General features: G+C 64.5%; 27 protein-coding genes and 3 tRNA genes. 10 read left to right on the plus strand and 20 right to left on the minus strand.

The features are described 5' to 3' along the window. Nucleotides 1-148: 148 nt before the first annotated feature. A tRNA-Gly gene (locus SCD90_RS16055) sits at nucleotides 149-222 on the minus strand. 19 nt (nucleotides 223-241) lie between these two features. Next, nucleotides 242-326, minus strand: a tRNA-Tyr gene (locus SCD90_RS16060). Between the two features lie 168 nt (nucleotides 327-494). Here SCD90_RS16060 and SCD90_RS16065 point away from each other — a divergent pair. The 4 genes from SCD90_RS16065 (at nucleotide 495) to SCD90_RS16080 (ending at nucleotide 4364) form a co-directional block, all read left to right on the plus strand. Then, nucleotides 495-1292, plus strand: a complete 798-nt coding sequence (locus SCD90_RS16065) for a TrmH family RNA methyltransferase (RefSeq protein ID WP_319845732.1) — start codon at nucleotides 495-497, stop codon at nucleotides 1290-1292. 424 nt (nucleotides 1293-1716) lie between these two features. After that, complete coding sequence (locus SCD90_RS16070; RefSeq protein ID WP_319845733.1) at nucleotides 1717-3390, plus strand: MFS transporter; 1674 nt, start codon at nucleotides 1717-1719, stop codon at nucleotides 3388-3390. A gap of 119 nt (nucleotides 3391-3509) precedes the next feature. Beyond that, on the plus strand, nucleotides 3510-4238 hold the full coding sequence (locus tag SCD90_RS16075) for a class I SAM-dependent methyltransferase (RefSeq protein ID WP_319845734.1): 729 nt from the start codon (nucleotides 3510-3512) through the stop codon (nucleotides 4236-4238). A gap of 51 nt (nucleotides 4239-4289) precedes the next feature. After that, a tRNA-Thr gene (locus SCD90_RS16080) sits at nucleotides 4290-4364 on the plus strand. A 5-nt stretch (nucleotides 4365-4369) separates the two neighbouring features. On the opposite strand, the gene SCD90_RS16085 is transcribed toward SCD90_RS16080, so the two are convergent. Both SCD90_RS16085 and SCD90_RS16090 read right to left on the minus strand, forming a co-directional pair. Then, nucleotides 4370-4747 carry a YqaA family protein gene (locus SCD90_RS16085; RefSeq protein ID WP_319845735.1) on the minus strand — a complete coding sequence of 126 codons (378 nt, stop codon included), beginning with the start codon at nucleotides 4745-4747 and terminating at the stop codon, nucleotides 4370-4372. 90 nt (nucleotides 4748-4837) lie between these two features. Further along, a complete protein-coding gene (locus SCD90_RS16090) occupies nucleotides 4838-5890 on the minus strand; it encodes an ROK family protein (protein ID WP_319845736.1) in 1053 nt (350 codons plus the stop codon). Nucleotides 5891-6152: 262 nt separating this feature from the next. Between SCD90_RS16090 and SCD90_RS16095 the strand changes: the two genes are divergently transcribed. After that, a complete protein-coding gene (locus tag SCD90_RS16095; RefSeq protein ID WP_319845737.1) occupies nucleotides 6153-7145 on the plus strand; it encodes an MBL fold metallo-hydrolase in 993 nt (330 codons plus the stop codon). Here SCD90_RS16095 and cutA read toward each other — a convergent pair. Further along, nucleotides 7142-7474: a divalent-cation tolerance protein CutA gene (gene cutA / locus SCD90_RS16100; RefSeq protein WP_319845738.1), complete on the minus strand. Its 333-nt coding sequence runs from the start codon at nucleotides 7472-7474 to the stop codon at nucleotides 7142-7144. The two genes, SCD90_RS16095 and cutA, sit on opposite strands and share 4 nt — an antisense overlap. A gap of 58 nt (nucleotides 7475-7532) precedes the next feature. Here cutA and SCD90_RS16105 point away from each other — a divergent pair, with 58 nt between their 5' ends. Then, nucleotides 7533-8384 (plus strand): NAD kinase, encoded by an 852-nt coding sequence (locus SCD90_RS16105; protein ID WP_319845739.1) that lies wholly within the window; start codon nucleotides 7533-7535, stop codon nucleotides 8382-8384. 7 nt (nucleotides 8385-8391) lie between these two features. Here the strand turns inward: SCD90_RS16105 and SCD90_RS16110 are convergent, their stop codons facing one another. From SCD90_RS16110 to SCD90_RS16120, 3 genes are all read right to left on the minus strand, one after another. Then, on the minus strand, nucleotides 8392-9567 hold the full coding sequence (locus SCD90_RS16110) for a DUF2336 domain-containing protein (RefSeq protein ID WP_319845776.1): 1176 nt from the start codon (nucleotides 9565-9567) through the stop codon (nucleotides 8392-8394). 63 nt (nucleotides 9568-9630) lie between these two features. Continuing rightward, nucleotides 9631-10248, minus strand: a complete 618-nt coding sequence (locus tag SCD90_RS16115; RefSeq protein ID WP_319845740.1) for a flavin reductase family protein — start codon at nucleotides 10246-10248, stop codon at nucleotides 9631-9633. After that, a complete protein-coding gene (locus tag SCD90_RS16120) occupies nucleotides 10245-10811 on the minus strand; it encodes a nitroreductase family protein (RefSeq protein WP_319845741.1) in 567 nt (188 codons plus the stop codon). The genes SCD90_RS16115 and SCD90_RS16120 overlap by 4 nt, the downstream gene beginning before the upstream one ends. A 91-nt stretch (nucleotides 10812-10902) precedes the next feature. On the opposite strand from SCD90_RS16120, the gene SCD90_RS16125 reads away from it, so the two are divergent. Then, entirely contained in the window at nucleotides 10903-11853 is a 951-nt protein-coding gene (locus SCD90_RS16125) for a hypothetical protein (protein WP_319845742.1), read from the plus strand. A gap of 4 nt (nucleotides 11854-11857) precedes the next feature. On the opposite strand, the gene thrS is transcribed toward SCD90_RS16125, so the two are convergent. Together thrS and yidD are read right to left on the minus strand one after the other, a co-directional pair. Next, nucleotides 11858-13783: a threonine--tRNA ligase gene (gene thrS / locus SCD90_RS16130; protein ID WP_319845743.1), complete on the minus strand. Its 1926-nt coding sequence runs from the start codon at nucleotides 13781-13783 to the stop codon at nucleotides 11858-11860. A gap of 50 nt (nucleotides 13784-13833) precedes the next feature. After that, on the minus strand, nucleotides 13834-14154 hold the full coding sequence (gene yidD, locus SCD90_RS16135) for a membrane protein insertion efficiency factor YidD (RefSeq protein WP_319845744.1): 321 nt from the start codon (nucleotides 14152-14154) through the stop codon (nucleotides 13834-13836). Nucleotides 14155-14306: 152 nt separating this feature from the next. Between yidD and parE the strand changes: the two genes are divergently transcribed. Next, nucleotides 14307-16328: a DNA topoisomerase IV subunit B gene (gene parE / locus SCD90_RS16140; protein WP_319845745.1), complete on the plus strand. Its 2022-nt coding sequence runs from the start codon at nucleotides 14307-14309 to the stop codon at nucleotides 16326-16328. Between the two features lie 9 nt (nucleotides 16329-16337). Beyond that, nucleotides 16338-16949 (plus strand): hypothetical protein, encoded by a 612-nt coding sequence (locus SCD90_RS16145; RefSeq protein ID WP_319845746.1) that lies wholly within the window; start codon nucleotides 16338-16340, stop codon nucleotides 16947-16949. A gap of 46 nt (nucleotides 16950-16995) precedes the next feature. Here SCD90_RS16145 and SCD90_RS16150 read toward each other — a convergent pair whose 3' ends face one another. Further along, on the minus strand, nucleotides 16996-18372 hold the full coding sequence (locus tag SCD90_RS16150) for a hypothetical protein (protein WP_319845747.1): 1377 nt from the start codon (nucleotides 18370-18372) through the stop codon (nucleotides 16996-16998). Between the two features lie 186 nt (nucleotides 18373-18558). Between SCD90_RS16150 and SCD90_RS16155 the strand changes: the two genes are divergently transcribed. Beyond that, entirely contained in the window at nucleotides 18559-20082 is a 1524-nt protein-coding gene (locus SCD90_RS16155; RefSeq protein WP_319845748.1) for a DEAD/DEAH box helicase, read from the plus strand. A gap of 161 nt (nucleotides 20083-20243) precedes the next feature. On the opposite strand, the gene SCD90_RS16160 is transcribed toward SCD90_RS16155, so the two are convergent. The 9 genes from SCD90_RS16160 to SCD90_RS16200 form a co-directional block, all read right to left on the minus strand. Further along, nucleotides 20244-20615: a HesB/IscA family protein gene (locus SCD90_RS16160; protein ID WP_319845749.1), complete on the minus strand. Its 372-nt coding sequence runs from the start codon at nucleotides 20613-20615 to the stop codon at nucleotides 20244-20246. 184 nt (nucleotides 20616-20799) lie between these two features. Continuing rightward, nucleotides 20800-21465: a protein-L-isoaspartate(D-aspartate) O-methyltransferase gene (locus SCD90_RS16165; protein WP_319845750.1), complete on the minus strand. Its 666-nt coding sequence runs from the start codon at nucleotides 21463-21465 to the stop codon at nucleotides 20800-20802. Between the two features lie 3 nt (nucleotides 21466-21468). Next, nucleotides 21469-22242 carry a 5'/3'-nucleotidase SurE gene (gene surE / locus SCD90_RS16170; protein WP_319845751.1) on the minus strand — a complete coding sequence of 258 codons (774 nt, stop codon included), beginning with the start codon at nucleotides 22240-22242 and terminating at the stop codon, nucleotides 21469-21471. 28 nt (nucleotides 22243-22270) lie between these two features. Continuing rightward, complete coding sequence (gene serS, locus SCD90_RS16175) at nucleotides 22271-23611, minus strand: serine--tRNA ligase (protein WP_319845752.1); 1341 nt, start codon at nucleotides 23609-23611, stop codon at nucleotides 22271-22273. Between the two features lie 30 nt (nucleotides 23612-23641). Continuing rightward, nucleotides 23642-24385 carry a twin-arginine translocase subunit TatC gene (gene tatC / locus SCD90_RS16180; protein ID WP_319845777.1) on the minus strand — a complete coding sequence of 248 codons (744 nt, stop codon included), beginning with the start codon at nucleotides 24383-24385 and terminating at the stop codon, nucleotides 23642-23644. A gap of 44 nt (nucleotides 24386-24429) precedes the next feature. Further along, entirely contained in the window at nucleotides 24430-25011 is a 582-nt protein-coding gene (tatB, locus tag SCD90_RS16185) for a Sec-independent protein translocase protein TatB (RefSeq protein WP_319845753.1), read from the minus strand. Nucleotides 25012-25052: 41 nt separating this feature from the next. Next, the gene (locus SCD90_RS16190) at nucleotides 25053-25325 is read right to left on the minus strand and encodes a twin-arginine translocase TatA/TatE family subunit (protein WP_319845778.1); all 273 of its coding nucleotides are present in this window, start codon (nucleotides 25323-25325) and stop codon (nucleotides 25053-25055) included. Between the two features lie 139 nt (nucleotides 25326-25464). Beyond that, nucleotides 25465-26172, minus strand: coding sequence for an SMC-Scp complex subunit ScpB (gene scpB / locus SCD90_RS16195; RefSeq protein ID WP_319845754.1), 708 nt, complete (start codon nucleotides 26170-26172; stop codon nucleotides 25465-25467). After that, entirely contained in the window at nucleotides 26169-26960 is a 792-nt protein-coding gene (locus SCD90_RS16200; RefSeq protein ID WP_319845755.1) for a segregation and condensation protein A, read from the minus strand. The genes scpB and SCD90_RS16200 overlap by 4 nt, the downstream gene beginning before the upstream one ends. Nucleotides 26961-26976 lie beyond the last annotated feature (16 nt).

The following is a 26976-nucleotide window of genomic DNA, read 5'->3' on the forward strand; positions in this document are numbered from 1 at the left end:
TTGCAGTGCGGCTTGTTCCGCGAAAACTTCTCTTTGGCCATGGCGAACCAGGTTCCTTGAGCTCACGTGATGAGGGTTTCTTGGCGGCGGTTCGATAAGGCGTTTCGCCCGCCACTGCAAGCTTGGTGCGTCAGAAGGGCTTGGCGAGTGGAGCGGGTGAAGGGAATCGAACCCTCGTATTCAGCTTGGAAGGCTGCTGCTCTACCATTGAGCTACACCCGCGTACTCGGCACCAAATAGGTGGTGGGGGAGGCAGGACTCGAACCTGCGAAGGCATAGCCAGCGGATTTACAGTCCGCCCCCTTTGCCGCTCGGGACACTCCCCCACGAAGCCGGCTCCTTGCGGAGAAGGCAAATCGCAGACGCGGAAAACACTGGGTTGCGACACCCCGTGTCCAGCGGCGGCTCTTATGGTAATCCGCCGCCGCGCTGTCAACAAGTAAGGTTGAGCATGCCTCGTTGCCAAGGCGTCCGGCCCGTGACAAGGAACGAGGATGAGCCGACCGCCCCGTTCCGCTGGCGCCAAGACGCCGAACCGCTTCAGCCGCCCTGGAAACGCGCGGCCGCGCCGCGACGAGGACGACGATACGGTCATCCTCTACGGCTTCCACCCCGTGATCGAGGCGCTGAACAATCCCAGCCGCAAGATCCGCCGCCTGCTGGCAACGGAGAACGCGATCAAGCGCCTTGCCGAGGAGGGCGTCCAGCCGAAGGTTCAGCCCGAGATCGTGCGTCCGGGTGATATCGACCGCCTCCTCACTCCGGATTCGGTTCACCAGGGCCTCTACGCCGAGGCTGATGCCCTGCCCCAGCCGCGCATGCGTGATCTTCCGGACACCGGAATTGTTCTGGTGCTCGATCAAGTCACCGATCCACACAATGTAGGCGCCATCCTGCGCACGGCGGCCGCCTTCGCGGTCGACGCCATCATGACGACCAACCGTCACTCCCCGGCGGCCACCGGTGTGCTTGCCAAGGCCGCATCCGGCGCGCTGGAACATGTCCCCTTCATCACCGTGACGAACCTGTCGCGCGGACTCGATGAGTTGGCGGAACGCGGCTATCGGCGAGTCGGGCTCGATTCGGATGCGCCCGAGAACCTGGACGACATCTCTCTGGCGCCGCCTCTGGCCCTTGTGCTTGGGGCCGAGGGCAAGGGGCTCCGGCAGAAGACAAGGGAATATTGCGACGTGCTCGCCCGCATGGACATGCCCGGCGCGATCCGCAGCCTCAACGTCTCGAACGCGGCCGCGATCGCGCTGCATGCCGCCCACCTCGCACGGTCACGCTAAACCCGAGGAATGCGCTCGATGACCGGGCGCGGAAGGCCGTAACGTGGCGGCCGAAGTCCGCCGGGTTCAGCCACGCGAGGCTTCGTCGGCTTGAAAGCACGAGGCTTGCGTCTCTCCGGCGGCACTCCGCGCCTGATTTCGTTCGGTCGGTGAAGCCGTGTGTTGCGCTGTGCATCGAGGCTCCATCGATTCTCGACGCCCAGCGGCGAAGCCATGGAGGCCGGCGGAAGCGAAGATAGCCCGAGAGCGGCGGCAACCAGGAAGAATAGTATCCTCATGCGAAACATCTGGTGATTATTCGAGCTATTTCCACCGAGTTAGCGGATGTGGCCAAAAAAAGGCGCGCACCGGACAAGAAGTCGCGGTAGGCTTTTCACCTTGAAACGAAGGGCGGTCCACGCCCTCGCAATGGTGAGGATTGCAGATGGCCTATACGGGAGACGCACTGCAGGCACGGGCGAAGCCGCGAGACATGACGCGGGAAGAGAAGAAGGTCATCTTCGCCTCGTCGCTCGGCACGGTTTTCGAGTGGTATGATTTCTATCTCTACGGCTCGCTGGCCGCCATTATCGGCGCCCAGTTCTTCAGTGCCTATCCTCCGGCCACGCGTGACATCTTCGCGCTTCTGGCTTTCGCCGCAGGCTTCCTCGTGCGGCCATTCGGCGCCCTGGTGTTCGGCCGCATCGGCGATCTTGTCGGGCGCAAATACACCTTCCTTGTCACCATCATGATCATGGGCCTGTCCACCTTCATCGTGGGCATCCTGCCGAACGCCGCCACCATCGGCATCGCGGCGCCCGTCATTCTCATCATCCTGCGCCTGCTGCAGGGCCTCGCGCTTGGCGGCGAATATGGCGGCGCAGCCACCTATGTGGCCGAGCATGCCCCTCCGGGCCGCCGCGGGTTCTACACCTCGTGGATCCAGACCACGGCGACTCTTGGCCTGTTCCTCTCGCTGCTTGTGATCCTCGCGACCCGCAGCGCCGTCGGCGAAGCCGATTTCGCCGCCTGGGGCTGGCGCATTCCGTTCCTGATCTCGATCGTGCTGCTCGGCATTTCGGTCTGGATTCGTCTCACCCTGAACGAATCTCCTACTTTCCAGCGCATGAAGGCCGAAGGCAGCACCTCGAAGGCGCCGCTCACCGAAGCGTTCGGCCAGTGGAAGAACGCCAAGTTCGTCATCATCGCGCTGCTCGGCCTCACCGCCGGTCAGGGCGTCGTCTGGTACACCGGCCAGTTCTATGCGCTGTTCTTCCTTCAAAGCATCCTGAAGGTGGACGGCTACACGGCGAACCTGCTGATCGCCTACTCGCTGCTGCTGGGCACGGGCTTCTTCGTGTTCTTCGGCTGGCTGTCCGACAAGATCGGCCGCAAGCCGATCATCCTCGCGGGCTGCCTCATCGCGGCGGTGTCGTACTTCCCGGTCTTCAATCAGATCACGACCTTCGCCAATCCGCCGCTCGAGCGGGCCATCGAGCAGGTCCAGGTGAAGGTGGTGGCCGATCCGGCGACCTGCGGAAGCCTGTTCAACCCCATCGGCACCCGCGTCTACACCGAGCCGTGCGACCAGGCGCGTGACGTGCTGGCGAAGTCCTCCGTCCGGTACTCCACGGAGCCCGCGCCTGCCGGCACCCCAACCGTCGTGGACATCAACGGCACACAAGTGCCGTTTGGCCCCGACTTCGCGAAGACCTTGGCCCCGGCGCTCCAGGCTGCCGGATATCCGAACAACGCACAGAACGCCGAGATCGTGAAGATGGCGCATCCGTTCGACATCTTCCGCCCACAGGTGGCGGCGGTCATCGGACTTCTGTTCGTGCTCGTTCTGTTCGTGACCATGGTCTATGGGCCGATCGCGGCGGCTCTGGTGGAACTGTTCCCCACCCGTATCCGCTACACCGGCATGTCGCTGCCCTACCACATCGGCAATGGCTGGTTCGGCGGTCTTCTTCCGGCTACCGCCTTCGCCATGGTGGCCGCCACCGGCGACATCTATTACGGCCTCTGGTACCCGATCGTCATCGCCGTGATGACCTTCATCATCGGCGTGTTCTTCGTCCCCGAGACGAAGGATCGGGATCTCGACAACTGGCACTGACACGGTGTCATGCGGCTCCGCTACGGCGGGGCCGCTTCTTTTCGGTGCGGGATGGACGGCTGCCGCTCCGGGATGCGATGCACGGAGCAGGACATAACAGCTCCTGCGGATAAGCCTCCATGTCTCTCGATGTTGAACTTCAGCGGGCCTACTACGCCCGCACGGCTCCCGACTACGACAGCAGCCACGTGTTCAGCGATGTGGAGCACGACATCGCATTCCACATCCTTGCCGGATGGCTGCCGCGCATCGGCGTCAACAGCATTCTGGATGTGGGCGCCGGCACGGGCCGCGCACAGCGGCTGGCCAAGAGCCTGGGCATCGCGGCAACGATCACGGGCATAGAACCCGTCTCAGCCCTGCGCCGGATCGGTCATGAAAACGGGCTGGGCGAGGACGAACTCACAGACGGCGACGCGACAGAGCTTTCTTTTGCAGAAGACAGCTTCGACCTCGCGATGGAATTCGCCGTACTGCACCACATCCGCGACAACGCCAAAGCGGTACAGGAAATGTGCCGCGTCGCCCGGAAGGGCGTGTTCATCTCCGACACGAACAATTTCGGTCACGGCTCCCTGCCCGCACGGCTGGTCAAGAATTCGCTACGCGTGCTGGGGCTTTGGCGTGCATTCGATTTGATCAGGACGAGAGGACGCGGCTTCCATCAGTCCGACGGCGACGGCATCTTCTATTCCTATTCGGTGTTGGACAGTGTTCCGCTGCTCCGGGCCAAGTTTCCGCACATCTACCTGTTCTCCACGGAACCGGTCGGCTCATCCATGCTCAGGCTTTCGGCGCCTCATATCGCAGTGCTGGCCCTGAAGGAGAGAGCCGGCTCCCTGTCATGACGCGGAACGCTATTGATGGCCCGTCCTGCCTCTGCTAACCGGTCCGTGCGTGCCGGATTAGCTCAGCGGTAGAGCAGCGGTTTTGTAAACCGAAGGTCGGGGGTTCAATCCCCTCATCCGGCACCAGTTCCTCAGGCCTGAAACCATCCGAAGCCTGCGACCAGGACGCCGTAACGGGCGGCCTTGCCGATGGTGACCAGCACCAGAAATTTGAAGAACGGCACGCGCAGCATGCCCGCCACGACCGTGAGCGGATCGCCCGCGACAGGAAGCCAGGCGAACAGCAGAAGCCAGCTTCCGCGACGCTCGAACCAGCCCGATGCCGCTTCCAGCTGACGCTCGCTCAAGAACCATCGCCGTCCCGCGAAACGCGCAGCGAACATTCCGGCGTAGAAGTTGGCGACAGAGCCGAGCACATTGCCGCCGGTTGCCACGAGAAAAAGGAGGATGGGCGAACCGTGCCCCGCAGCCAGCAGGCCTCCCAGCGCGAGTTCCGAAGATGCCGGCAAAAACGGAAGGAAGGTTGCCGCTACGAAGGCAGCCGCGAATAGGCCTCCGTAGATTGCAAGATCTTCCAGACCATCCTCCGATCCGAGCCTCTACCCGCGATTGGTGAAGCGCGCATTCCCGAGACCTGTGCCGACCGTCAGGACGCCCCAGCGCTCCACATCGGTCATGAAGGGCACTTCGCTCAGCCCCTGCACGACAGCATCGTTGTGCATCAAAATCATGGTCTCGCAACCCGCGATCGTCGGAATGCCTTCTGCGATGGCGGTGGGCAGATGGAACCTGCTGGACGCCCAATTGCCCGGCAGGTTCTGAGATCCCCGCTCGATCGAGCCATCGGCATCGATCACGCCCGGGCAACCGATGCCGATGAACGGCGCCAGCGCCAGATCCTCCGCTTCCGCCTTGTCGATCATACCTGCCAGCATCGAAATCAGCTTCGCCACGGCCTCTTCACGCGACGGCTTCTCATCCCTGTGCCGCCACAGATCTGAGGCGACGACCTCCGCACGCGACAGATCCGAGGCCTCCTTCAGGCGCAGCCGTACAAGGCCCACCCGGATATTCGTACCGCCGATATCGACCGCCAGAAGCGCTCGATGCCCGGCGAACATCCATGCGGGGGCGAGATGACCTGCGCCGAGCAGCCCGGCTTCATCAGGATGATGGCGGATAGGGCAAAGCTTCACATCTATTCCGGCTCTCTTCAGGAGCGCGGATGCACGGCCGATGGCGATCTCGCCGGCGCGGCTGTTGCGGAAGCCGCCCCCTACGACGATGCGCTGGGTGCCCTTCCACTCCTTGACCTTCAGGAATCGTTGGATGATGCCTGCCAGTTCATTGGAGAAGCGCTCGATCGCGCTAAAGACGATCCCGGCCGCCTCCACATCCTCGATCAGATGCTGATCGATCGCCTTTTTGCTCAATGAAGCGCTGTCCTCCTCCCCGAGCGGATCCTCCCCGCTTTTGGCGAACAGCTTGCGCTCCTCATCCAGATAGGATCGAAATGCCCCCTTGGAGGCGCGATCGCCAATGAAGCCGCTGCTGTCGGAGAGCTCGAGATTGTAGCTGTCGACAACGATGCTCGGCAGTTCCGATGCACCGTGCTGCCCGATGAGGCGAAGTCCCGAAACCTCGTCCTTCATGAGCGCGGCCGCCGGAGATGGGGCTGCGCAGAAGAGCCCAAGACGGCCCCGCCCGCCTCCGCGGTCAACAGTGATCCAGCCATCTTTCCTGGTCCCCAGCCCTGACGTGAAACAGCAACGTTGTCGCTGCTCTTGTGTTCCTTGCCGGAAAGGGGAACCCATAGGCCGCCAGCAGGATTCACAGGCTCGTGTCTGGTCTGCTGCGAAGCTGCGTCTAGTTTCGTTGTGCGCAAGGCATCATGAGCGCCACAGGAGAGCAGGAATGACGAAGTCAGGATTCGAACCAGCTTTCACCCGCCGCGCCTGGATGGCGGCCGGCGGCGCTGCTGCCGTGTCCACCCTCCTGCCGGCCGGGGCGGCACGTGCGGCGGCACCAGCGGCCGGCCGTCAGGTGCCGGGCATCTACCGCTACCGCATCGGCGAGTTCGAGCTGACGGCGATCAATGACGGCGCGAACATGATGACGCTGAAGGACGGCTTCGTCCGCAACGCCGCTTTCGAAGACGTCAAAGCCTCGCTTCACGACGCTTTCCTGCCGACGGATGTGGTGGCGATCCCCTTCAACCAGCTCGTAGTCAACACCGGGCGCAAGCTCGTCTTGATCGACACGGGGACGGGCGGACAACTCGCGCCGACCGCCGGTAGGCTGGTCGAGAACATGGAGGCCGCGGGTCTCGACGCGAAGTCGGTCGATACGGTGATCATCTCGCATTTCCACAGCGACCATATTCTTGGCCTGCGCACGAAGGAGGGCGCCGCGGTCTTCCCGAACGCCGAGGTGTTTGTGGGCGAGGCGGAATACGCGTTCTGGATGGATGACGGCCAGATGAGCCGCGCCCCTGAGGGGCAGAAGACGACGTTCCAGAACGTCCGCAAGATCTTCGGCCCCATGGCCAAGGACCTGACGCGCTACACGGGCGAGCAGGAACTGGTGCCGGGCATCGTAGCTCACGAGGCGTTCGGCCATACGCCCGGCCACATGATCTTCCGCATCTCATCGGGCGGCGATCAGGTTCTCTTCCTGTCGGACACGACCAATCATCCTGCGCTGTTCGTGCGCAACCCCGGCTGGCACGCCGTGTTCGACATGGACCCGGTGATGGCCGAGGCGACCCGCCGGCGGGTCCTCGACATGGCGGCTGCCGAGAGGCTGAAGGTTCAGGGCTATCACTTCCCCTTCCCCGGCCACGGCTACATCGCCAAGGAAGCCGACCGCTATCGCTACGTGCCGGCTGGTTGGCTGCCGGTGATTTAGGTCGCAGAAGGCCCGCCGGTCTGCATCACGATCCAGTCCGCGAAGCGGGATTCCGCATCCGTGGACTGGAACGCCGTGATCGCCGGGACGTCATATGGATGACGGCTCTCCACGGCAGCCATCAGGTCCGCGACACAACGCGGTTGGGTCTTCAGGATCATGACGACTTCAGCTGCCCGCTCCAGCGTGCCTTTCCATTCGTAGATGGAGGTCATCCCCGGGATGATGTTGGCGCACGCGCACAGGCCCTTGCCTACAAGCTCTCTTGCGGCAGCTTCGGCGTCGTCTGCCGAAGGCCATGTGGTATAGACGAATGTGGGATGCTCCATGTAAGCCTCTTCTCTGTTCCACGGGGCACGGGCCGCCCCGCATCAAGGCGCCTGGCGGATGGTGGACCCCTTGCAGCAATCATCCGACGTGGTCGAGTTCCTGACCGCCGAGCCTCAGGCCAAATCGGCTCCACGTTTCTCTCGGGTGTCCTTCATCGCCAGCAATGCGGATGAAGCACAGAAGGCCGCCCGCCGGCTTTCCCACGTCTACGGCAACGCGCCCGCCGAAGAAGCCGATGTGGTGGTTGCGCTGGGCGGTGATGGCCTGATGCTCAATGCGCTGCACCGCTTCATGCCGAAAGACGTGCCCATCTATGGGATGAATCGGGGCACCGTCGGTTTCCTGATGAACCATTACAGGGAGGAAGGCCTGCTGGAGAGGCTGGAAGCCTCTGTCCCCACCGTGGTTCGCCCCCTGGTCATGCATGTGCTGGACACCGAGGGCCATCGGCACTTCGCACGGGCGGTGAACGAGGTTTCACTGTACCGGCAGACCTTCCAGGCGGCGAAGCTCGAAGTCTGGGTGGACGGCACGATCCGCATGAAGGAACTGGCGGGCGACGGCGCGCTGGTCGCCACCCCCGCCGGATCAACGGCCTACAATCACTCGGCCTACGGTCCGATCGTGCCGCTGAACTCCAAGCTGCTGGCGCTGACGCCCCTCAATCCATTCCGGCCGAAGAGATGGCGCGGCGCCCTGCTCCCGGATCATGTGGAAGTGCGCTTCGGCGTCCTCGACCCCATCAAGAGGCCGGTTTCTGCGGTGGCCGACCATACCGAGTTTCGCAATGCCAAGGAGGTCGTGATCCGGCTGGACCGCGACCGCAAGATGGTGATGCTCCACGATCCCGAGCACGGGATGGAAGAGCGCATCATCGCCGAGCAGTTCGCCGCTGCCCAGCTGATGTAGGTATCGCTCAGGCCGCCCGGGCGAAGTGCTCGGGAGCGTGCTGACGAAGTCTGGCTCGCGACACCTGGCGGGAGGCATCGGCTCCGCTCTGCACGAACAGGCCGGCCGCTGCTCCTTCCGTTGCGGCAAGCACGCGTTCGGCCACCAGTTGACGCGCATGCGCACCTTCGAGCCGCTGCCGCTCCGCTTCCCCCCATGCCCCGAGTGCCTGCTGGAACACGGACAGGGATGACCGCGGCATTCCGGCCTGACGGTGCAGCGCGCGAAAGGCCGCAGCTTCCGGATCCTTCAGGAGGCCACCGACGCGGGCGGGGGTCACGCCGGTCAGTTCACTGAAGGCCGCGATCACGAAAGCAAGGTTCCCCTCGCTCAGGGCTTTCAGCACAATGGCGGTGGTCAGTTGCCCCTCATCCCGAAGATGGGAGACGAGGCCCGCGAGTTCGGTTCCTGCATCTTCGGCGACGACGAGGGCGGACCTCTCGCGGCCATCCTGCGTCATATGTTCGGCGCGCCGTTCGTCCATGCCAAGCCGGTCGCTAGCCATGCTGCCCAGTTCATCGGCAATGTTGCACAGCAGCCGGTAGCGAAGGGGCGCCGGCAATTCGGGCCGCAAGAGCAGGCGGCTGCGCAGGTCCGCATCCGTTCCATGCCGTTCCAGCATCCGCACGAGGAGGCCGGGCTCCAGGCCAACTTCGGGATTGCACGCCAGAACCATGCAGATGCGGGCCGAGCCATACTCGACGAGCGCGAGGGCAACGAGTTGCGAGACTGCGTTGCGGGCCGCAATGGCCGCCTGCTCCTGCTCTCCCCGCGTCGTGACCAGTTGAACGAGGTCCGCATCGTGCAGCAATGGGGAGAAGACGAGGACCGGCAAGGCCACGTCCGGCACGTCATAGGCGAGAGCGCGGATCACGGCAGGCGGCGCCTCTGCGCTGCGGGCAAGCGCGCCGGAAAGGCTGGATCTCACCCGGAACGAGCTGTCCTCGGTGAACAGCGCCAGGACGTCGGCAACGATCTCACGCGAACTCTGCGAAAGGTCGGAATAGAGAAAGGCCCGCGCCAATGCAGCGACACCTTCGGCTCGCGCTTCCGGAGCGGCGGCCGGGGCCCAGTCCAGAAAGCGCGCGACGAGATCGTTTTGGCTCCCGCCGAGAACTGCGGGCACATCGGCATGGTGCGGCATGGGCAAGCGGGCCTCCGATACGCGATAACAGGGCCAGCTTCCTCCCGTATGGTAAACCCGGAGTTAAACCGTTGCTGTTCGCGGCATGCGAAACAGCTCACTGACTTCGGCATAGTCGGCCAGGTAGCCGCAGCGTGCGAGCGGCCTCGCCGCAGCGGTATCGAACAGCCCCTCCTTTAAAAAGGACGCGTCGATGTGAACGCCAACCACCTGTCCGAGGACAAGGAAGCGACCAAGCGCGTTGCCGTCCATGTCGCGCAGCTGCGTGATGCTGATCAGCCTGCACTCCATCGCCGCGGGACTCTCGGCGACGCGCGGTGCACGCACGAGGCGACATGCCGCCGCTGTCAGCCCCGCCGCCGCCATCTCGTCCACACCGTCCTCGAAAGGCGAGCCGGTGATGTTCATCTGCTGGGCCAGTGGTGCCGTCGCGAGGTTGAAGACGAACTCGCCAGTCGCCTCGATGTTGCGGACGCTGTGCTTCCAGCCCTCGCTGCAGAAGCCGATGATCGGCGGAACGGAGGAGAACGCGTTGAAGAAGCTGTAAGGCGCCAGATTTGGGCGGTCTTCGGCATCGACCGTCGAGATCCACCCGATCGGGCGCGGCGCGATGATGGCCTTGAACGGATCGTGCGGAAGGCCGTGCCCCTTGGCCGGTTCGTAGAAGTGGACGCCACTCACGGGGCTGACCAGCGGGTTACGATCTCCTCCAGCGGCGGCCGGGGACGGTCGGGCATCGGTGCCTCCGGGGTGCCAATGTGGATGAAGCCGGCAACTCGCTCGCCCTCCACCAACCCCAGAGCCGGTGCGGCAGAAGGATCATAGGCCGCACGTCCGGTCAGCCAATTCGCCGCGAAGCCGAGGGAATGTGCGGCGGTTATCAGGTTCATGCAGACCGCGCCGGCCGAAAGCACCTGCTCCCATTCCGGGATCTTCACATGGGCCGCCGCGCGGCTGACCACGATGACGATGAGGGGCGTGGCGAAGCGCTTCTTGTCCTCGGCGATCCGCTGGGCGTCGGCCGACGGATCGGCAAGCGCAATTTCAGCCAGCCGGTCGGCAAGCGCAGCGCGGTCGTCGCCTTGCACGAGGATGAAGCGCCAGGGGGCGAGCTTGCCATGGTCCGGCACGCGGCTGGCGATTGTGAGCAGTGTCCGTATCTGATCCTCGGTCGGGCCCGGTTCATGGAGCGCGAACGGGGGAACGGAGCGGCGGCTGAGCAGAAGATCGATCGTATCGGACATGGGCACCTCTGGGGCGTTCATCGCAAACCAGCGCTCCCACGGCAACCGCGCGCGCCTTGCAAATGCCCCGGTTTCATGGAACCCAGCCGGTATGCGTTTTCGACTTGTTCGAGTCCCCCTCCTCGCCGCATGCGCCATTCTCGCGCTGGCTTCCGCGTCCCGCGCGCAGGTGCAGGCTCCGGCGCTCGCCGACCCCTCCTCGCCTTTGCGGCTTCCTCCCGAGTTCGACCCAGGGTCACCGGGCAATATGCTGAGGCGCACGCCTACGCTTGCGCCGGTCAGCCCGTCTTCGCTGACCAAGACCGTGTTGAGCCTCAGCGCGCAGTTTGAGGAGAAAGGCCCCTCCATCAAGTCGGGTCTGCAGTGGCGAATTTTCTCGGACCAGCCCGACGTAAACGGCAATCACGCTCTGGTGATGGAAACGACCGACGCCAATCCGATGATGACGCTCGATCCTGGCGGTTACATCTGCCACGTGACCTATGGCCTCGTCGGTGCCACACGCCACATCGTGCTCGGTTCGACGGCCCTGAACGAGCGTGTGGATTTGAACGCCGGCGCGCTGCGCTTCACGGGAAGCGTGGCCGGCAAGCCCATTCCGAACGAGCGACTGGGCTTCGAGGTACGAAGGAACAACGGGGCCGGCGGTGACGAACTCGTCGCCGAGGTGAAGGCAGGCGTGCTGCTGCGGCTGCCCGCGGGTTCCTATCAGGTGACGTCCACCTATGGCACCGCGAATGCCCGGATCGATTCCGAAGTGCGGGTGGAGCCCGGCAAGCTGACGGACGCCGCTGTCCTGCACAAGGCAGGGACGGTGGACCTGCGCCTGCTGGCGCCGGACGGCGCCGAGATCAGCGACGCCACGTGGAGCATCCTGACCCCCGGCGGCGACGTGGTCTCTGATGGCGTACAGGACCAGCACAGCATCGTGCTTGAAGAAGGCGAGTATCTCGCGGTCGCCCGCGCCGATGGAGAAACCGTGCAGAAGCCGTTCGAGGTCAAGGCGGGCCAGAGCGAACGGATCGAACTGGCCCGCAATTGAGGCCTCAGCCTTGCTTCAGGTCGGGCGGCAGCGCCTCGGCCGCGATGTCCCTGACAAAGCTGTCCAGTTGCACCGTCTTCTGGTCGGGTGAGCCGAGCCGACGGATCGACAAGGTCCGTTCGGCGCCTTCCTTGCGGCCGACAACCGCCAGCACCGGCACCTTCGCAAGCGAGTGCTCGCGCACCTTGTAGTTGATCTTCTCGTTGCGAAGATCGGCATCGGCGCGAATCCCGGCCTCGCGCAGGATGCGGGTCACCTCCACTGCGTACTCGTCGGCATCCTCGGTGATCGTGGCGACGATCACCTGCTGCGGCGCGAGCCAGAGCGGGAACGCGCCGGCGTGCTGCTCGATCAGGATGCCGGTAAAGCGCTCCAGCGAGCCGAACATCGCGCGGTGCAGCATGACCGGCTGCTGCTTCTCCCCGGAGGATGCGATGTAGAACGCACCGAGACGCCCCGGCAGGTTGAAGTCCACCTGCAGGGTGCCGCACTGCCAGTCGCGCCCGATCGCGTCACGCAGCACATATTCCAGCTTCGGCCCGTAGAACGCGCCCTCGCCTTCATTGATCGTGTAGGGCCGGCCAGACGCATCGAGCGCTGCCTTCAGCGCCTCCTCGGCGCGATCCCACACCTCGTCGGAACCGATGCGCTTCTCCGGGCGCGTGGAGAGCTTGATGCGGACATCCTCGAAGCCGAAGTCGCGGTAGATGGAGAGGATGAGGTCGTTGACCTTTAGGCTCTCCTCCATGATCTGCTCGGGGGTGCAAAACACGTGTGCGTCGTCCTGCGTGAAGGAGCGGACACGCAGCAGGCCGTGGAGCGCGCCCGACGGCTCGTAGCGGTGGACTTTTCCGAATTCCGCAATCTTCACAGGCAGATCGCGGTACGACTTCAGGCCGTTCTTGAAGATGCAGATGTGGCCCGGACAGTTCATCGGCTTGAGCGCGAAGACGCGGTCGTCCTCGGTCTTCGTCGTGAACATGTTCTCGCCGTAGGAATGCCAGTGGCCCGAGGTTTCCCACAGGCTGCGGTCCATCATGTCGGGCGAGTTCACCTCGGTGTAGCCGGCGGCGTTCTGCTTGCGGCGCATATAGGCGATCAGTGCCTGAAACAGCGTCCAGCCCTTGGGGTGCCAGAACACCGATCCGGGCGCCTCCTCCTGGAAGTGGAAGAGGTCCATCTCACGGCCAAGCTTGCGGTGGTCGCGGCGCTCTGCCTCCTCGATCTGATGAAGGTAGGCGTCCAGCTCCTCCTGCTTGGCAAAGGCGGTGCCATAGATGCGTTGCAGTTGCGGCCGGTTGCTGTCGCCGCGCCAATATGCGCCGGCCACCTTCGTGAGCTTGAACGCCGTCCCGACCTTGCCCGTGGACGTCATATGCGGACCACGGCACAGGTCCAGCCACTCGCCCTGGCGATAGATCTTGAGGTCCTGCCCGGCGGGAATGGCATCCACCAGCTCGACCTTGAACTCCTCGCCGGCAGCCCGGAAGAAATCCTTGGCCTGATCGCGCGTCCAGATCTCCTTCGTGAACGGCGCGTCGCGCTGGATGATCTCGCGCATCCTCTTTTCGATCGCCGCAAGATCGTCGATGGAGAACGGCTCCTCGCGGTGAAAGTCGTAATAAAAGCCGTTCTCGATGACCGGGCCAATGGTAACCTGCGTTCCCGGGAACAGCCCCTGCACCGCTTCCGCCAGCACATGCGCCGTGTCATGGCGGATCAGCTCGAGCGCGCGGGGATCGTCGCGGCCGATCAACTCGATGCGGGCATCGTTCTCGATGACATCCGCAAGATCATGCACGGTGCTGTCGAGCGCCATGGCGACCGTGCGCTTGGCGAGCGACGGGGAGATGGCCTTGGCCACGTCAAGGCCAGTGGAGCCGGCGGGATACTCACGCGCGGCGCCATCAGGGAAGGTCAGAATGGGCATGGGATGTTCCTCAAGCGCTCAGCCCTGCACACCAAGCAGGTAAGCGGCGGTCAGTTGTTTTCGGCGGTCGGATCCTGCCGGTCCAGCCGCACGGTCATATGACGGCCGGTCCAGCGGCCATAGCGCCACGGGATATACCACCGCCCCGACGCGGGCAATTGCTGCGGCACCGGGTCAAATCCCGACGGGGACCATGGGTGGCAGCGGCACAGCCGCGCCGTCCCGATCCATCCGCCCCGCCAAACGCCGTGTCGCTCCACGGACTCTGCCATGTAGGCGGAGCATGTGGGCTGATACCGGCAGCGTGGCCCGATCAGTGGCGACACGAAGTGCTGGTAGAAGCGGATCGGAAACAGCAGCAGGCTTTTCATGCAGCCACTATATGGTGGCGCGGGCACCGGCTTGGAAAGGCTTGGCGCGAAGTGGCCGCGAAGACGCACTTGCTGTGAGTCATATCCGTGCGCTGTTCACGTTCGGTACTCCCTTGTGCGATAGTCCGCCCCGAAGGAATCACAGCGAAGACATGGCCAATCCCGATCTGTTTTCATCTGGCGGCAGCGCTGCTCGGAAGCCCGTAGCGGCGCCCGAACCACAACGAGGCACACCTGGCGAAGCCGGCTATACAGCCGCGGATATCGAAGTTCTGGAAGGGCTCGAGCCTGTACGTCGCCGTCCCGGAATGTATGTCGGCGGGACGGACGAGAAGGCGCTGCATCACCTCTTCGCCGAAGTGATCGACAATGCCATGGATGAAGCGGTGGCGGGCCATGCCTCCTTCATTCAGGTGGAGTTCGACGCTTCCGGCGCCGTGACCGTTTCGGACAACGGGCGTGGCATCCCTGTCGATCCACATCCGAAGTTCCCGGACAAATCGGCTCTCGAGGTGATCCTTACCACCCTTCATTCGGGCGGCAAATTCGGATCGAAGGCCTATGCCACGTCCGGCGGCCTCCACGGCGTGGGGGTGTCCGTGGTGAACGCGCTTTCCGAGCGCCTTGAGGTCGAGGTCGCGCGCGGCCAGGTGCTGTACCGGCAGGTCTATTCGCGTGGCGCACCGCTGACGGCGCTCGAAGAGATCGGCCCCGTTCACAACCGCCGAGGCACCAAGCTCCGCTTCATGCCGGACCCGCAGATCTTCGGAGAAGGCGCGCGCATGAAGCCGCAGCGCCTGTACACGATGACGCGGGCCAAGGCCTATCTGTTCGCAGGCATCGAGGTTCGCTGGTCGTGCGCGCCGGAACTGCTGGTGGCGGTGGAGGACGTTCCGGCCAAGGAAGTGTTCCGCTTCCCCGGTGGCCTGAAGGATTACCTCAAGGCCAGTCTCGAGGGTCAGGAACTGCTGACGTCCGAGATCTTCGCCGGCCGTGTGGAGGCGAATGAGGGACCGGGCGCCGTTGAATGGGCGATCGCCTGGACAGAGGATGGCGACGCCTTCACGCGCTCCTACTGCAACACCATTCCGACCCCGGAAGGCGGCACGCACGAGCATGGCCTGAAGGGCGCCCTGCTGCGCGGGCTGCGCGCCTATGCGGACCTTGCCGGACAGGCCAAGAAATTCAAGGACGTCAACAGCGACGACATCCTTGCCGGCTGCGCGGTAATGCTCTCGGTGTTCATCCGGGAGCCGGAATTTCAGGGGCAGACCAAGGAAAAGCTTTCGTCGGCCGAGGCTATGCGCCTCGTGGACGGCTCGATCCGCGATCCGTTCGACCATTGGCTCGGCTCCTCCCCCAGCCAGGCGCGCAAGCTTCTGGACCGGGTGATCGAGCGTGCCGAGGAACGGCTTCGCCGCCGCTCCGAGAAGGACACGCTGAGGAAGACCGCCACACGAAAGCTTCGCCTCCCCGGCAAGCTTTCGGACTGCTCGCAGAACGGTGCGGCCGGGGCGGAACTGTTCATCGTCGAAGGCGATTCGGCCGGTGGCTCGGCAAAGCAGGCGCGCCAGCGCGCCAATCAGGCCGTGCTCCCGCTGCGTGGCAAGATCCTGAACGTCGCCAATGCCGGTGCCGACAAGCTGGCTCAGAACCAGCAACTGTCCGACCTGCTTCTGGCGCTGGGCTGCGGCACCCGCTCGTCCTACCGCGAAGAGGATCTGCGCTATGAGCGGATCATCATCATGACGGACGCCGACGTGGACGGGGCACACATCGCCTCCCTGCTCGTCACCTATTTCTATCGTGAGATCCCGGCGCTCATTCGCGGTGGTCACCTCTTCCTTGCGGTGCCGCCGCTCTATCGTATGACCGTTGGGCCGGTGACCGTGTACGCCCGCGACGACGCCGAGCGCGAGCGCCTGATCGCGACGCGCTTCAAGGGCAAGAAGGTGGATATCGGGCGCTTCAAGGGTCTGGGCGAGATGATGCCGCAGCAGCTGCGCGACACGACCATGGACCCGAAGAACCGCACGCTGCTGCGTGTCGAGATCGCCGAGGACGACGAAATCGAAACCCGCAACGCAGTGGAGCGTTTGATGGGCTCCAAGGCCGATGCGCGTTTCCGCTTCATCCAGGAACATGCGCCCTTCGCGGGCGAACTCGACGTCTAGGAGAATGCCATGACCAGCCGGAGCGTGCTTGCCCTTGTTCTTCTCTCCGGCCTGATCGCATCGCCATCACTGGCACAGACGCCGCCGGCGGCTCCCTCGACTGTCACGGGACCGGCGGCACCGGCCGACCCGGCGCCCAGCCCTCCGGCAGCGACCGCACCAGCGCCTGCGCCACAGCCGACCGCGCCGCAGGCTGCCACACCGGACGCCGCAACACCCTTCTCGGACATCAAGGCTGCCCCCAACAGCGCCGACCAGGACAGCAACTCAGCTGATGCGGGCCTCGGCATCCCGACCGACATCCTGATGGTGCGTGTCTTGGGGCCCTGGGCGGCCGATGGCGGAAGCGGATTCTCCCGCGCCATCGGCAAGGTTTCGGCCGGCGCGCTGCAACTCTACGTCCAGTGGATTTCAGACGAAGGCGAGATCATCCAGACGCAGGAAATCGAGCAGGAATCGGAGACGCCGCAGCTTGCCTTGGCCTCCGTACGCAGCGAAACCGGGGACGAGGAATCGGCGGTCTATTTCGACACGCCGCAGGATGAACAGGGCTTTCGCGAGACCTTCGTGCTGATCGTCGGCGCCCCGGGGACCGCCCGCTTCGGGCCAGCCACGAACTGACCCTGCGAGACATCGGAAAGGCCACCCGGGGTGGCCTCTCCATTAGCTACTGCCCGGCGGTGATGATGCCGCGCTGGGTGACGACAGCCCATTGTCCTCCCAAGCGGCGGATCGCGAGCACCCGGTTGCCATCCGGCAGTTCATCTCCCGGCTGCACCTCCATCAGGCCGCGTCGGCTCTGAACCACTGCCGTGCCGTCATAGACGTCACGGACCGTCCACCCCGCAAGAATCGGATTGTCCGGGCGAGCCGCCGAGGCAGCAGGCGGCGGCGGAACGTCTGCAGGCGTCTGATCCGCGCGTGCCGTCACGGGGGGACGGGGCTGCGGGATTGCCGGCGGCGTCGGCGCCGCTGCCTCTTCCTGAGGCGGTTGAGTGGTTTCCGGTGCCGATGCGGTCTGGGCAGGAGCCGGCGCGGCGGGTGTCACCACACGCGGGGCTTCAGCAGCAGGGCGTTCATTCGTCGTCGACGTCGCCGGAGCGGTTCTGCTGGCTTGCTCGAGCCTGTCGAGCCGCGTGGCAAGTTCGTTGACCCTCGTCGCATCTCCTGCCGACGACGTGGACGCCGGCTGCCGTGCGGCGACTTCGTTCATCCGGGTTTCGATCCGTGAGAAACGCTCCTCAAGCTGCGTGAGGTGATCGCGGATGAGACGAAGATCGTCCGATGACGGCTGCGCCGCCTGTTCCTCGTTCCTGACCGGGACAGGAACAACAGCCGGCGGGGGCGCCTCGTTGCGCGCCTGCTGCACGGGCTCCGGAGTGTCGTCGCCGCTCATCGCGTAGAGCACGCCACCTCCCGCGACGAGAAGAAGCAGACCGGCCGCGGCAACGCGTCCAAAGCCGCCCCGTCCCTGCCCTGCATCTACAGGGGGCGGCACCTCGGCTCGGACTTGTTCAGGACGGTGGTCCATCGGCGCGACGCGATCTCCCGCGATCAGCGGGGTCGCTGCCGGAGCCGCTCCCAGCGCAGCCGCTGCGGCCAGGGGTTCGGGGTCATGGCGAACGGGTGGCGCCTCATCCAACGTCTGGACAGGAGCCACGGGCGGAACGTCGGCGGCCGAAAGCCTTTCGGGCTGGACCGGCGGGACCACGACGGTTGCGCTTTCGACGCCGGCGTCATGCGCAGGAACAACCGCCGCTTCAGGAACCGGAGCGGCGGGCAGCGGATCGAGAGCCGGCTCACCGAGCGAAGGATGAGGTCCCTCGACTGGAGGCGGCACGCTGGCGCCGCCGGCATCTTCCGCCACCACATCGTCCAGGCGGGGCTCCACGCGCTCGGGGTTCAGAGCTTCGAGCGCCTGCACATGCTCGTCGACACTTATCTCGTCGTGGGGGCGCGGCCAAATCGGACGCTCAGGCTTCACCTCCGGAATGGAGACGGGCTCCTGAACAATACCTGTCTTCTCGTCACTCGACTCGGCCATGATTTCGGAAGCCCCGGGAAGGATTGGGCTTCATTATCTGCCGCGTAATCTTGTCTGAAGCGCGGCAACACATCGGCGGCAACGCGCCCTTCGCTTGACACGCACGGAGCGCCGCCTATGTTGCGCCCAGCCGGTGACGCAATGGACCGCCGTCTTTCTCCAGCGTTGCGCCGAGAACATCTTTCTATGAGCTTTGAAACACTCGGGCTAAGCCCCAAGGTCCTCGCGGCCGTTACCGCGACCGGCTACACCGAACCGACCCCGATCCAGGCGCAGGCTATTCCTGAGGTTCTGGCCGGGAAGGATGTGCTTGGCATCGCCCAGACCGGCACCGGCAAGACCGCATCCTTTACGCTTCCCATGCTGACGCTGCTGGAAAAGGGCCGGGCCCGGGCTCGCATGCCTCGGACGCTGATCCTTGAACCCACGCGCGAACTGGCGGCGCAGGTCGAGGAAAGCTTCAATCGCTACGGCACCAACCACAAGCTCTCCGTCGCACTCCTGATCGGCGGCCTTTCCTTCGGGGATCAGGACGCGAAGCTGACGCGCGGCGTCGATGTGCTGATTGCCACGCCGGGGCGCCTGCTCGACCATTTCGAGCGCGGCCGCCTGCTGATGACGGGCATCGAGGTCCTGGTGATCGACGAAGCCGATCGCATGCTCGACATGGGTTTCATCCCGGACATCGAGCGCATCTGCAAGCTGATCCCGCCGAAGAGACAGACCTTGTTCTTCTCGGCAACGATGCCGAACGAGATCAAGCGGCTGGTCGACCAGTTCCTGCGCGATCCGGTGAAGATCGAGGTTTCGAAGCCCTCGACGACATCGACGAACATCACGCAGAGGCTCATATCGACCGGATCCGATGCGGCCGAGAAGCGCGACGCCCTTCGTCGCAGCATTCGTGCGGAAGATTTGTTCAAGAACGCCATCGTCTTCTGCAATCGCAAACGCGACATCTCTGTTCTGCACCGCTCTCTTCAGAAGCACGGCTTCAAGGCGGTGGCGCTGCACGGCGACATGGACCAGCGCGCCCGCATGCAGGCGCTCGATCAATTCAAGACGGGCGAGGCCGAGCTCCTGGTGGCCAGCGATGTCGCTGCACGCGGGCTGGACATCCCGGCTGTCAGCCACGTCTTCAATTATGACGTTCCAATCCATGCGGAAGATTACGTCCACCGCATCGGCCGTACAGGGCGTGCGGGCCTGACCGGTACGGCGATCACGCTCGTGGCACCTTCAGACCGTCGCTACCTCGAAGCGATCGAGAAGAGCACGGGCCAGAGCATCACCTGGACAGGCGAGCCGCTTTCCGAGAACGCAGAAGGCGAGACGCGCGGACGCGGCGCCGGGCGCGGCCGGAAGTCAGGCGGCGAGCGGGCCCCAGGAAAGAAGACGGACGGCAGGCGCGAGGGCCGGAAGACGGAAGACCGCCCTGCCCGCAAGCCGGATTCGGACCAGGAGAAGCGTCCGCCGCGTGAAGAGGTTCGCGCCGAACGGGTTCCGGCCGAGGCTCGAGCGGAACGTGCTCCGGCCGAAACCAGAACCGACCGGCCCGCTCAGCAGGAGCGGCACGCGGCTCATGGCGACCGCAGGCGGGACAAGGCGCCCCGTCATGGCGGGGATCGCGATGATGGGCCGCCGGTGCGCGGACTTGGCGATCACGTGCCGCAGTTCCTGCTGCGCCCCGTAAAGATCAAATCTTCCTGACGATCAGGCGTCCTTGAGAGCACGGACGAGGTCTCGCGCCCGGTCGGCACGCGCCGAACTGAAGCTCGCCTGCGCGCATCAGCATCACGGTGTGAGCGTCATGCGAAAAGCCGCGCTTCAGCGCGGCTTTATGAGGAGCCTCTTTCGAGCAGCGGTGAAGATCAGCCCGCGTGGGCCATCGTCTCGGGCTTGGCGGCGATGATTTCCACCGACTCACCACATCCACAGGCCGATGTCTGGTTGGGATTGTTGAAGACGAACCGCGACGACATCTTCTCGGTCACGTAGTCCATCTCGGTGCCGAGCAGAAACAGCACCGCCTTGGGATCGATGAGGACTCGGACGCCCTTGTCCTCGATCACCTCGTCAAACGGTGCCGCCTCGGCGGCATACTCCATCGTGTACTCCATGCCCGCACAGCCGCCCTTCTTTATGCCGACCCTGAGGCCGGCCAAGGGTGTCTCTGAGCGTGACATGATGTCGTTGACGCGCTTTGCTGCTCGATCAGTGAGCCGCATGATTGGAATGGGCATCCGGGGTCCTCGTCCTCTTGTCGGTTCAAGGCCGACCGTGAACGGAGCCATGATAATCCGTTCGACGCGATTGAGATATGGGGACGAGCGTCGCCTGTTCAAAGACCTCTGGGGCTGAAGGTGGGCACCGCAATCGTCTTGCGTCTGCCAATGACACGTCCCTTTGAAATCCTTGCGAACGCAATCAGAGAGCGACGGCTTTTCCCGGCACCAGGGGCACGAATCGAACTGGGAGCAGAGCGTCCCTCTCAAATCCGGTAGCCGTCTTGCGGAGACGGATCAGCTTTTGCTCGCGGATCGGCCCGACCGGCGCGATCAGGATGCCGCCGTCGGCCAGCTGGTCGCACAAAGCGGGGGGAACATCCTCAGCCGCCGCGGTGACGAGGATGCGGTCGAAGGGCGCCTGGCTAGGCCAGCCAAGATAGCCATCCGCCGTCAGGAGCGTCACGTTCGAAATTCGGAGCGAGGCGAGACGTCCTTCCGCGGCCGCGACCAGCGTGCGGTAGCGATCGACTGAATAAACCCGCCGGGCAAGGCCGGCGAGAATCGCCGTCTGGTAGCCGGTGCCGGTGCCGATTTCGAGGACCTTGTGGCGGTCGCCGACCTGTAGATGCTGGGTCATGTAGGCGACCACGTAAGGCTGGCTGATCGTCTGCCCACAAGCGACCGGCAAGGCGCGGTCGGCATAGGCCTGATCCGCAAGGTGCGGCGGCACGAAGAGACGCCGCGGCACCATCTCCATGGCGCGGACCACCCGCGCATCGTTGATGCCGCTCTGCCGCATGCGCAGCACCAGTTCTGCGCGGTGCCGCTGCTCGTCATCGTCGGCTACGGGGGCGCCGTCACTCATGCATCAGCCCTCGTGCCGCGCGAACGCTCCTGACAGACGATCCAACATGCTGGCGTCGGTCATGTCGATCTTGAGCGGCGTCACGGAAATGCATCGGTCTGCGACGGCGCGCAGGTCTGTCTCCGCGCCGGGATCGCCGATCTCGTGGCCGTAGACGATCCAGAAATAAGGATTGTGACGGCCATCCAGACGCCGCTCCACCTGGGCCTGCCATTGCGGCCTCTGCCCCTGGCGGGTGGCGCGGATGCCCTCAACCTCTTCGGGAGCGCAGTTCGGGAAGTTGACGTTCACCAGTCCACCCGCCGGCAGACCGGCCTCCAGAACCTTCCGGATGACCGAAGCTCCATGAGCTTCCGCCGTGGCATAGCTGACCTTCTCGCGAAAACCCGGCGGATAGGCCTGCGACATGGCGATGGCCGGGATGCCCAGCAACGCGCCTTCGATGGCCCCGGCAACCGTCCCCGAATAGGTTACGTCCTCTCCGAGATTGTGTCCGCGGTTTACCCCGGAGAGCAGCAGATCCGGAGCTTTGTCGTCGAGCACATGACGAGCACCAAGGATAACGCAGTCCGTGGGCGTGCCCTTCACCGCAAAGCGCCTCTCGCCGATTGGACGGAGCCGCAGCGGATCGTTCAGCGACAGGGAATGGGCCACGCCGGATTGATCGTATTCAGGCGCGACGATCCAGACATCATCGGAGATTTCGGCTGCGATCCTGACCAGGGCATCGAGCCCCGGCGAGTTGATCCCGTCATCATTGGTGATCAGGATGCGCATGGTCGTCTCGCCTCGGTTCCAGAGATCATCAAGCCGCGGGTTCGATGCGCTCGACGCCCCGCATATAGGGCCGCAGCACTGCGGGCACCGTGATGGAGCCGTCCTCGTTCTGGTAGTTCTCGAGCACGGCCACCAGCGCGCGGCCGACCGCCACGCCGGAGCCGTTCAGGGTGTGCACGAAGCGTGTGCCCTTGTCGCCCGCCGGGCGGTAGCGCGCGTTCATGCGGCGGGCCTGGAAGTCTCCGCACACCGAGCAGGACGAGATTTCGCGGAACGTGCCCTGCCCCGGCAGCCAAACCTCGATGTCCCAGGTCTTCTGTGACGAGAAACCCATATCCCCGGTGCACAGCGTCATTACCCGGTAGTGCAGTTCCAGCGCCTTCAGAACGTCCTCGGCAGCCGAGAGCATGCGCGCATGCTCGTCCGACGACTGTTCAGGCGTGGTGATCGAAACAAGTTCGACCTTGTTGAACTGGTGCTGACGGATCAGGCCCCGTGTGTCGCGGCCTGCGGCGCCCGCTTCCGCGCGGAAGCACGGCGTCAGCGCGGTGAAGCGCAACGGCAATTCCTCCTCCGAGAGGATGCTTTCGCGCACGAGGTTGGTCAGCGGGACTTCGGCAGTCGGGATCAGCCATCGGCCGTCCTGTATGACGTCGCCCGCCTCGGACCCGCCTTCAGCCAGACTGCCCGCACGAAACTGGTCATCCCGGAACTTCGGCAACTGCGCGGTCCCGAACATCACCTCGTCACGAACGAGGAGCGGCGGCTGTACTTCGACATAGCCATGCTCCTCCGTGTGAAGATCGAGCATGAACTGACCGAGCGCACGCTCAAGCCGAGCGATGCCGCCTTTCAGAACCACGAAGCGCGCACCGGACAGACGCGATGCGGTTTCGAAATCCATGCCCCCCGCACCCTCACCGAGATCGAAGTGCTGGCGTGGTGTGAAGCCAAGGCTGGGCTGCTCTCCGCAGCGGCTGAACTCCACATTGTCGTGCTCGTCGGCACCGACCGGAACATCCATTCCCGGGAGATTCGGGATCTCAGCGAGTGCGGCTTCGAGCGCGATGTCGAGGGCGCGCTGCTTTTCCTCACCGCTGGCAAGCCCTGCCTTGAGGCTGGCTACTTCCTCGATCAGGCCTGCGGCGCGGCTTTCATCGCGGGCGGCCTTCGCCTTGCCGACCTCCTTGGAGGCCGCGTTCCGCCTCTCCTGAAGAAGCTGCAACTCGCTGATAACGCCCCGGCGCGCTTCGTCCGTCTTCAGCAGATGACGGAGGGTCTCATCGACATCCGCCTGCGGGATGCCCCGCGCCATCAGGCGCTCGGCGAAGGCGTCCGAATTGTCGCGGATCCACCGGATGTCATGCATTGCGAAAACCGCCAGGAATGATTGGCGCGGTCAGGCCGGCGATGCGTCCTGCGAAGCACGCTTCTTTTCCAGCATCTGCACCACGAAGATTGAGGCTTCGTAGAGCAGCAAGGTAGGCACGGCAAGGGCGATCTGGCTGATGACGTCGGGCGGCGTAAGCACCGCCGCAACCGCGAAGACCGCTACGATGGCATAGCGGCGCTTGCTCCTGAGCCAAGCCGCGTCAATCACTCCGGCGCGTGCCAAAAGCGTAAGTATCACAGGCAACTGGAAGCAGATCCCAAAAGCCAGGATCAACGTCATGATAAGCGAGAGATACTCGCTCGTGCGGGCGAGCAACTGGATCGACGCCTCACCCGCCCCGCCGCTTTGCTGCATACCGAGAAAGAAGCGCATGGCCAGCGGCATGGCCGCGAAATAGACGAAGCATGCGCCGAGCAGGAAAAGAATTGGAGTCGCGATCAGATAAGGCGTGAATGCTGCCCGCTCATGCCGGTAAAGCCCCGGCGCCACGAACTTGTAGACCTGGATGGCGATGACCGGGAACGCGATGAACACGGCGCCGAAGAGCGCGAGCTTGATCTGGGTGAGCAGGAATTCCTGGGGCGCTGTGTAGATAAGCTGCAGGACCGCATCGGACCCCGCAGCAAATTCGTAAGGCCACAGCAGGACGTTGAAGATCGTGTCGGCGAAGGCAAAGCAGACCACGAAGGCGAGACCAATGGCGATCAGGGCCCTGATCAGGCGCGAGCGCAGCTCGATCAGGTGATCCATCAAGGGCGCACGCGAGGATTCGACCTCGTCCGATTCCGGTGCGCTCACTGCTCTGCCCCTGTCTGCCCGGCGCCTTCAGCGGAGGCGACCGCCTTCTTCGCTCGGGGTTTTCGCGGTTTTCTTGCCGGCGCCGAGATCTCTGCTTCAGGCGGGAAGTGCGGGCCAGCTCCGCTTGTCGGTTCGAGGAGGTCCGCAGGACGCGGCGTACCCGCTTCCGACTTCATCGGCGGGATCTCGGCCGCGCCGCCGGTCACCGCGCCGCTTGCATCCGAGGAGGCAAGAGTTGGCGCCAGGCTGGCGACGGATGTCTCGGGAATTGCCGGAGCGGTCGTCGACCCGGCGGGTTGGCCCTGAATGGCCGTCCGCACCTCGTCCCGGATCGTATGCACGGGATTGGTGAATCCGCTCGCCGTCTTCTTGAGGTCCGTCAGTTCCTTACGAAGTTCGTCGAGATCCGCTTCCTTCATGGCCTCGTTGACATGGCCCTGGAAATCCGAAGCCATGCGGCGCACGGCACCCATCCACTTTCCCGCTTGCCGCAAGGCAGCAGGGAGATCCTTCGGGCCGATGACCACGATCGCGATAACCGCGACCAGAAGCATCTCCGACCAGCCGATGTCGAACATCTTTTCTGTGCCTCAGCCCGGCCCCGAGGAGCCGGCGCGCTTCACGAATTAACTTCGGCGCGCTTGACCACGGGCTGGGGTTCGCCGGTCACCGGCTGATGCTCGATGGTGCGGGTCGGAACTGCCGGCGGCACCGGAGCCGGTGGCATGGTGGTAGCTGTGGTGGTGGTCTCGTCGTCGTCAGCCATGCCCTTTTTGAAGCTCTTGATGCCCTTGGCAACATCGCCCATGAGGTCGGAGATCTTTCCACGGCCGAACAGCAGCAGCACAAGAACGGCCACGACCAGCCAATGCGTGAGACTCATGACAGGGATCCTCGCATCCACGCTCGGCAGGCACACCTGCGCCCGCCCTTTTCTATGCCGAACCTAAGTTTCGCGGCCCACAAAGACAAGCGTCGCGGGTCGTCCCCGTCTACGGCAATCACCTCATCGTGCGCCTGCCGCTGAAACGCTAAGGCGCGCCTTCACCGTTCGGAGCCGCAGAGTCGAGCAGCGTGAGTATGTCCAGATCCGGTTCCTCCAGCGGCTCCTCATCCTCTCGCAGCGCGCCATCGTCCGCGGGCATGGGGATGTCGAGCCCGGCGGGCAGGCGCGAGTCGAGCAGTCCGGCGGCCTTTAGTTCCTCCATGCCCGGAAGATCGCCGATCGCATTCAGCCCGAAGTGGTCAAGAAAGTCCGGCGTGGTGCCGAACGTCACGGGCCGACCCGGGGTCCTGCGGCGCCCCCGGAGCCGGATCCACCCGGTTTCCAGAAGCACCTCCATGGTGCCCTTGGCGACGGAGACGCCACGGATTGCCTCGATTTCCGCTCTTGTGGCCGGCTGGTGGTAGGCGATGATCGCCAGCGTCTCCAAGGCAGCACGCGAGAGTTTCCGCGCCTCCACGGCCTCGCGGCGCAGCAACACGGCGAGGTCCGCTGCCGTGCGAAAGGCATGCCGCCCGCCATTGGACACCAGGTTGATGCCGCGCACGGCGTAGTGCTGGCGCAAGGCCAGGAGAATGCCATCGACATCCGCGCCCTCAGGCAATCGCGCGGCAAGCGAGGCATCATCCAGCGGCTCCTCTGCCGCGAACAACAGCGCCTCGGCGATGCGGACATGCTCGAAATCCACCGCATCGAAGGCGGTCGCATCGCGCAGGATCTTCGGTGTCCGGGTCATTCCTGCCGCGCCTTTCCGGCTCGCAGCAAGAGCGGCGCGAAGGGCTTCTCCTGCCGCAGCGCGACGCTGCCTTCCCTGGCCAGTTCAAGGCTTGCGCTGAAGGCCGAGGCCAGAACGGAGCGCTGCGATTGCAAGGGTGCAAGATGTTGCAGGATGAGGCTCTCGAGCGGCGTCCATTCGGCGAGATCCCCCAGCAGACGTTCGAGAGCAGCCCGTGCATCGGCGAGCGGCCACGCCGGCTGGCGACGGATCACGACCTGACTGAGGGTGCTGGTCGACCGTTGTTGAGCGTAGGCGCTGAGCAGATCGAAGAGGGATGCATCCCAAGCCGTCTTGCGCAGCATGCGCACGCCCTCGGGGGCGCCACGAGGGAAGGTATCGCGCCCAAGCTGATTGCGGCCCGAAAGCTCGTCTGCCATTCGCCTCATGGCTTCCAGCCTCCGAAGCCGGTGGGCAAGCGCGGCAGCCATCTCTTCCCCGGATGGACCATCGTCCTTGGGTGCGTCCGGCAGCAGCAGGCGGGATTTCAGGTAGGTCAGCCACGCGGCCATGACCAGATAGTCCGCAGCGAGTTCCAGACGGAGCCGTGTCGCCTCTTCGACGAAACGGAGGTACTGCGTCGCCAGGTTGGCTATCGAGATGCGCCCGAGGTCCACCTTTTCCCGCCGGGCCAGATCGAGAAGCAGATCCAGCGGCCCCTCGAAGGCATCGAGGCTGACCAGAAAGGCATCCTCCCGGTCAGCCGGGAACGGGGCCTCTTCCTCAAAGCCCCCCTGATCGACCTTCATGACGGACCGGACTTCT

This window comes from Terrihabitans rhizophilus (genome assembly GCF_033898525.1).
GTDB classification, from domain to species: Bacteria; Pseudomonadota; Alphaproteobacteria; order Rhizobiales; family Methylopilaceae; genus Flaviflagellibacter; species Flaviflagellibacter rhizophilus.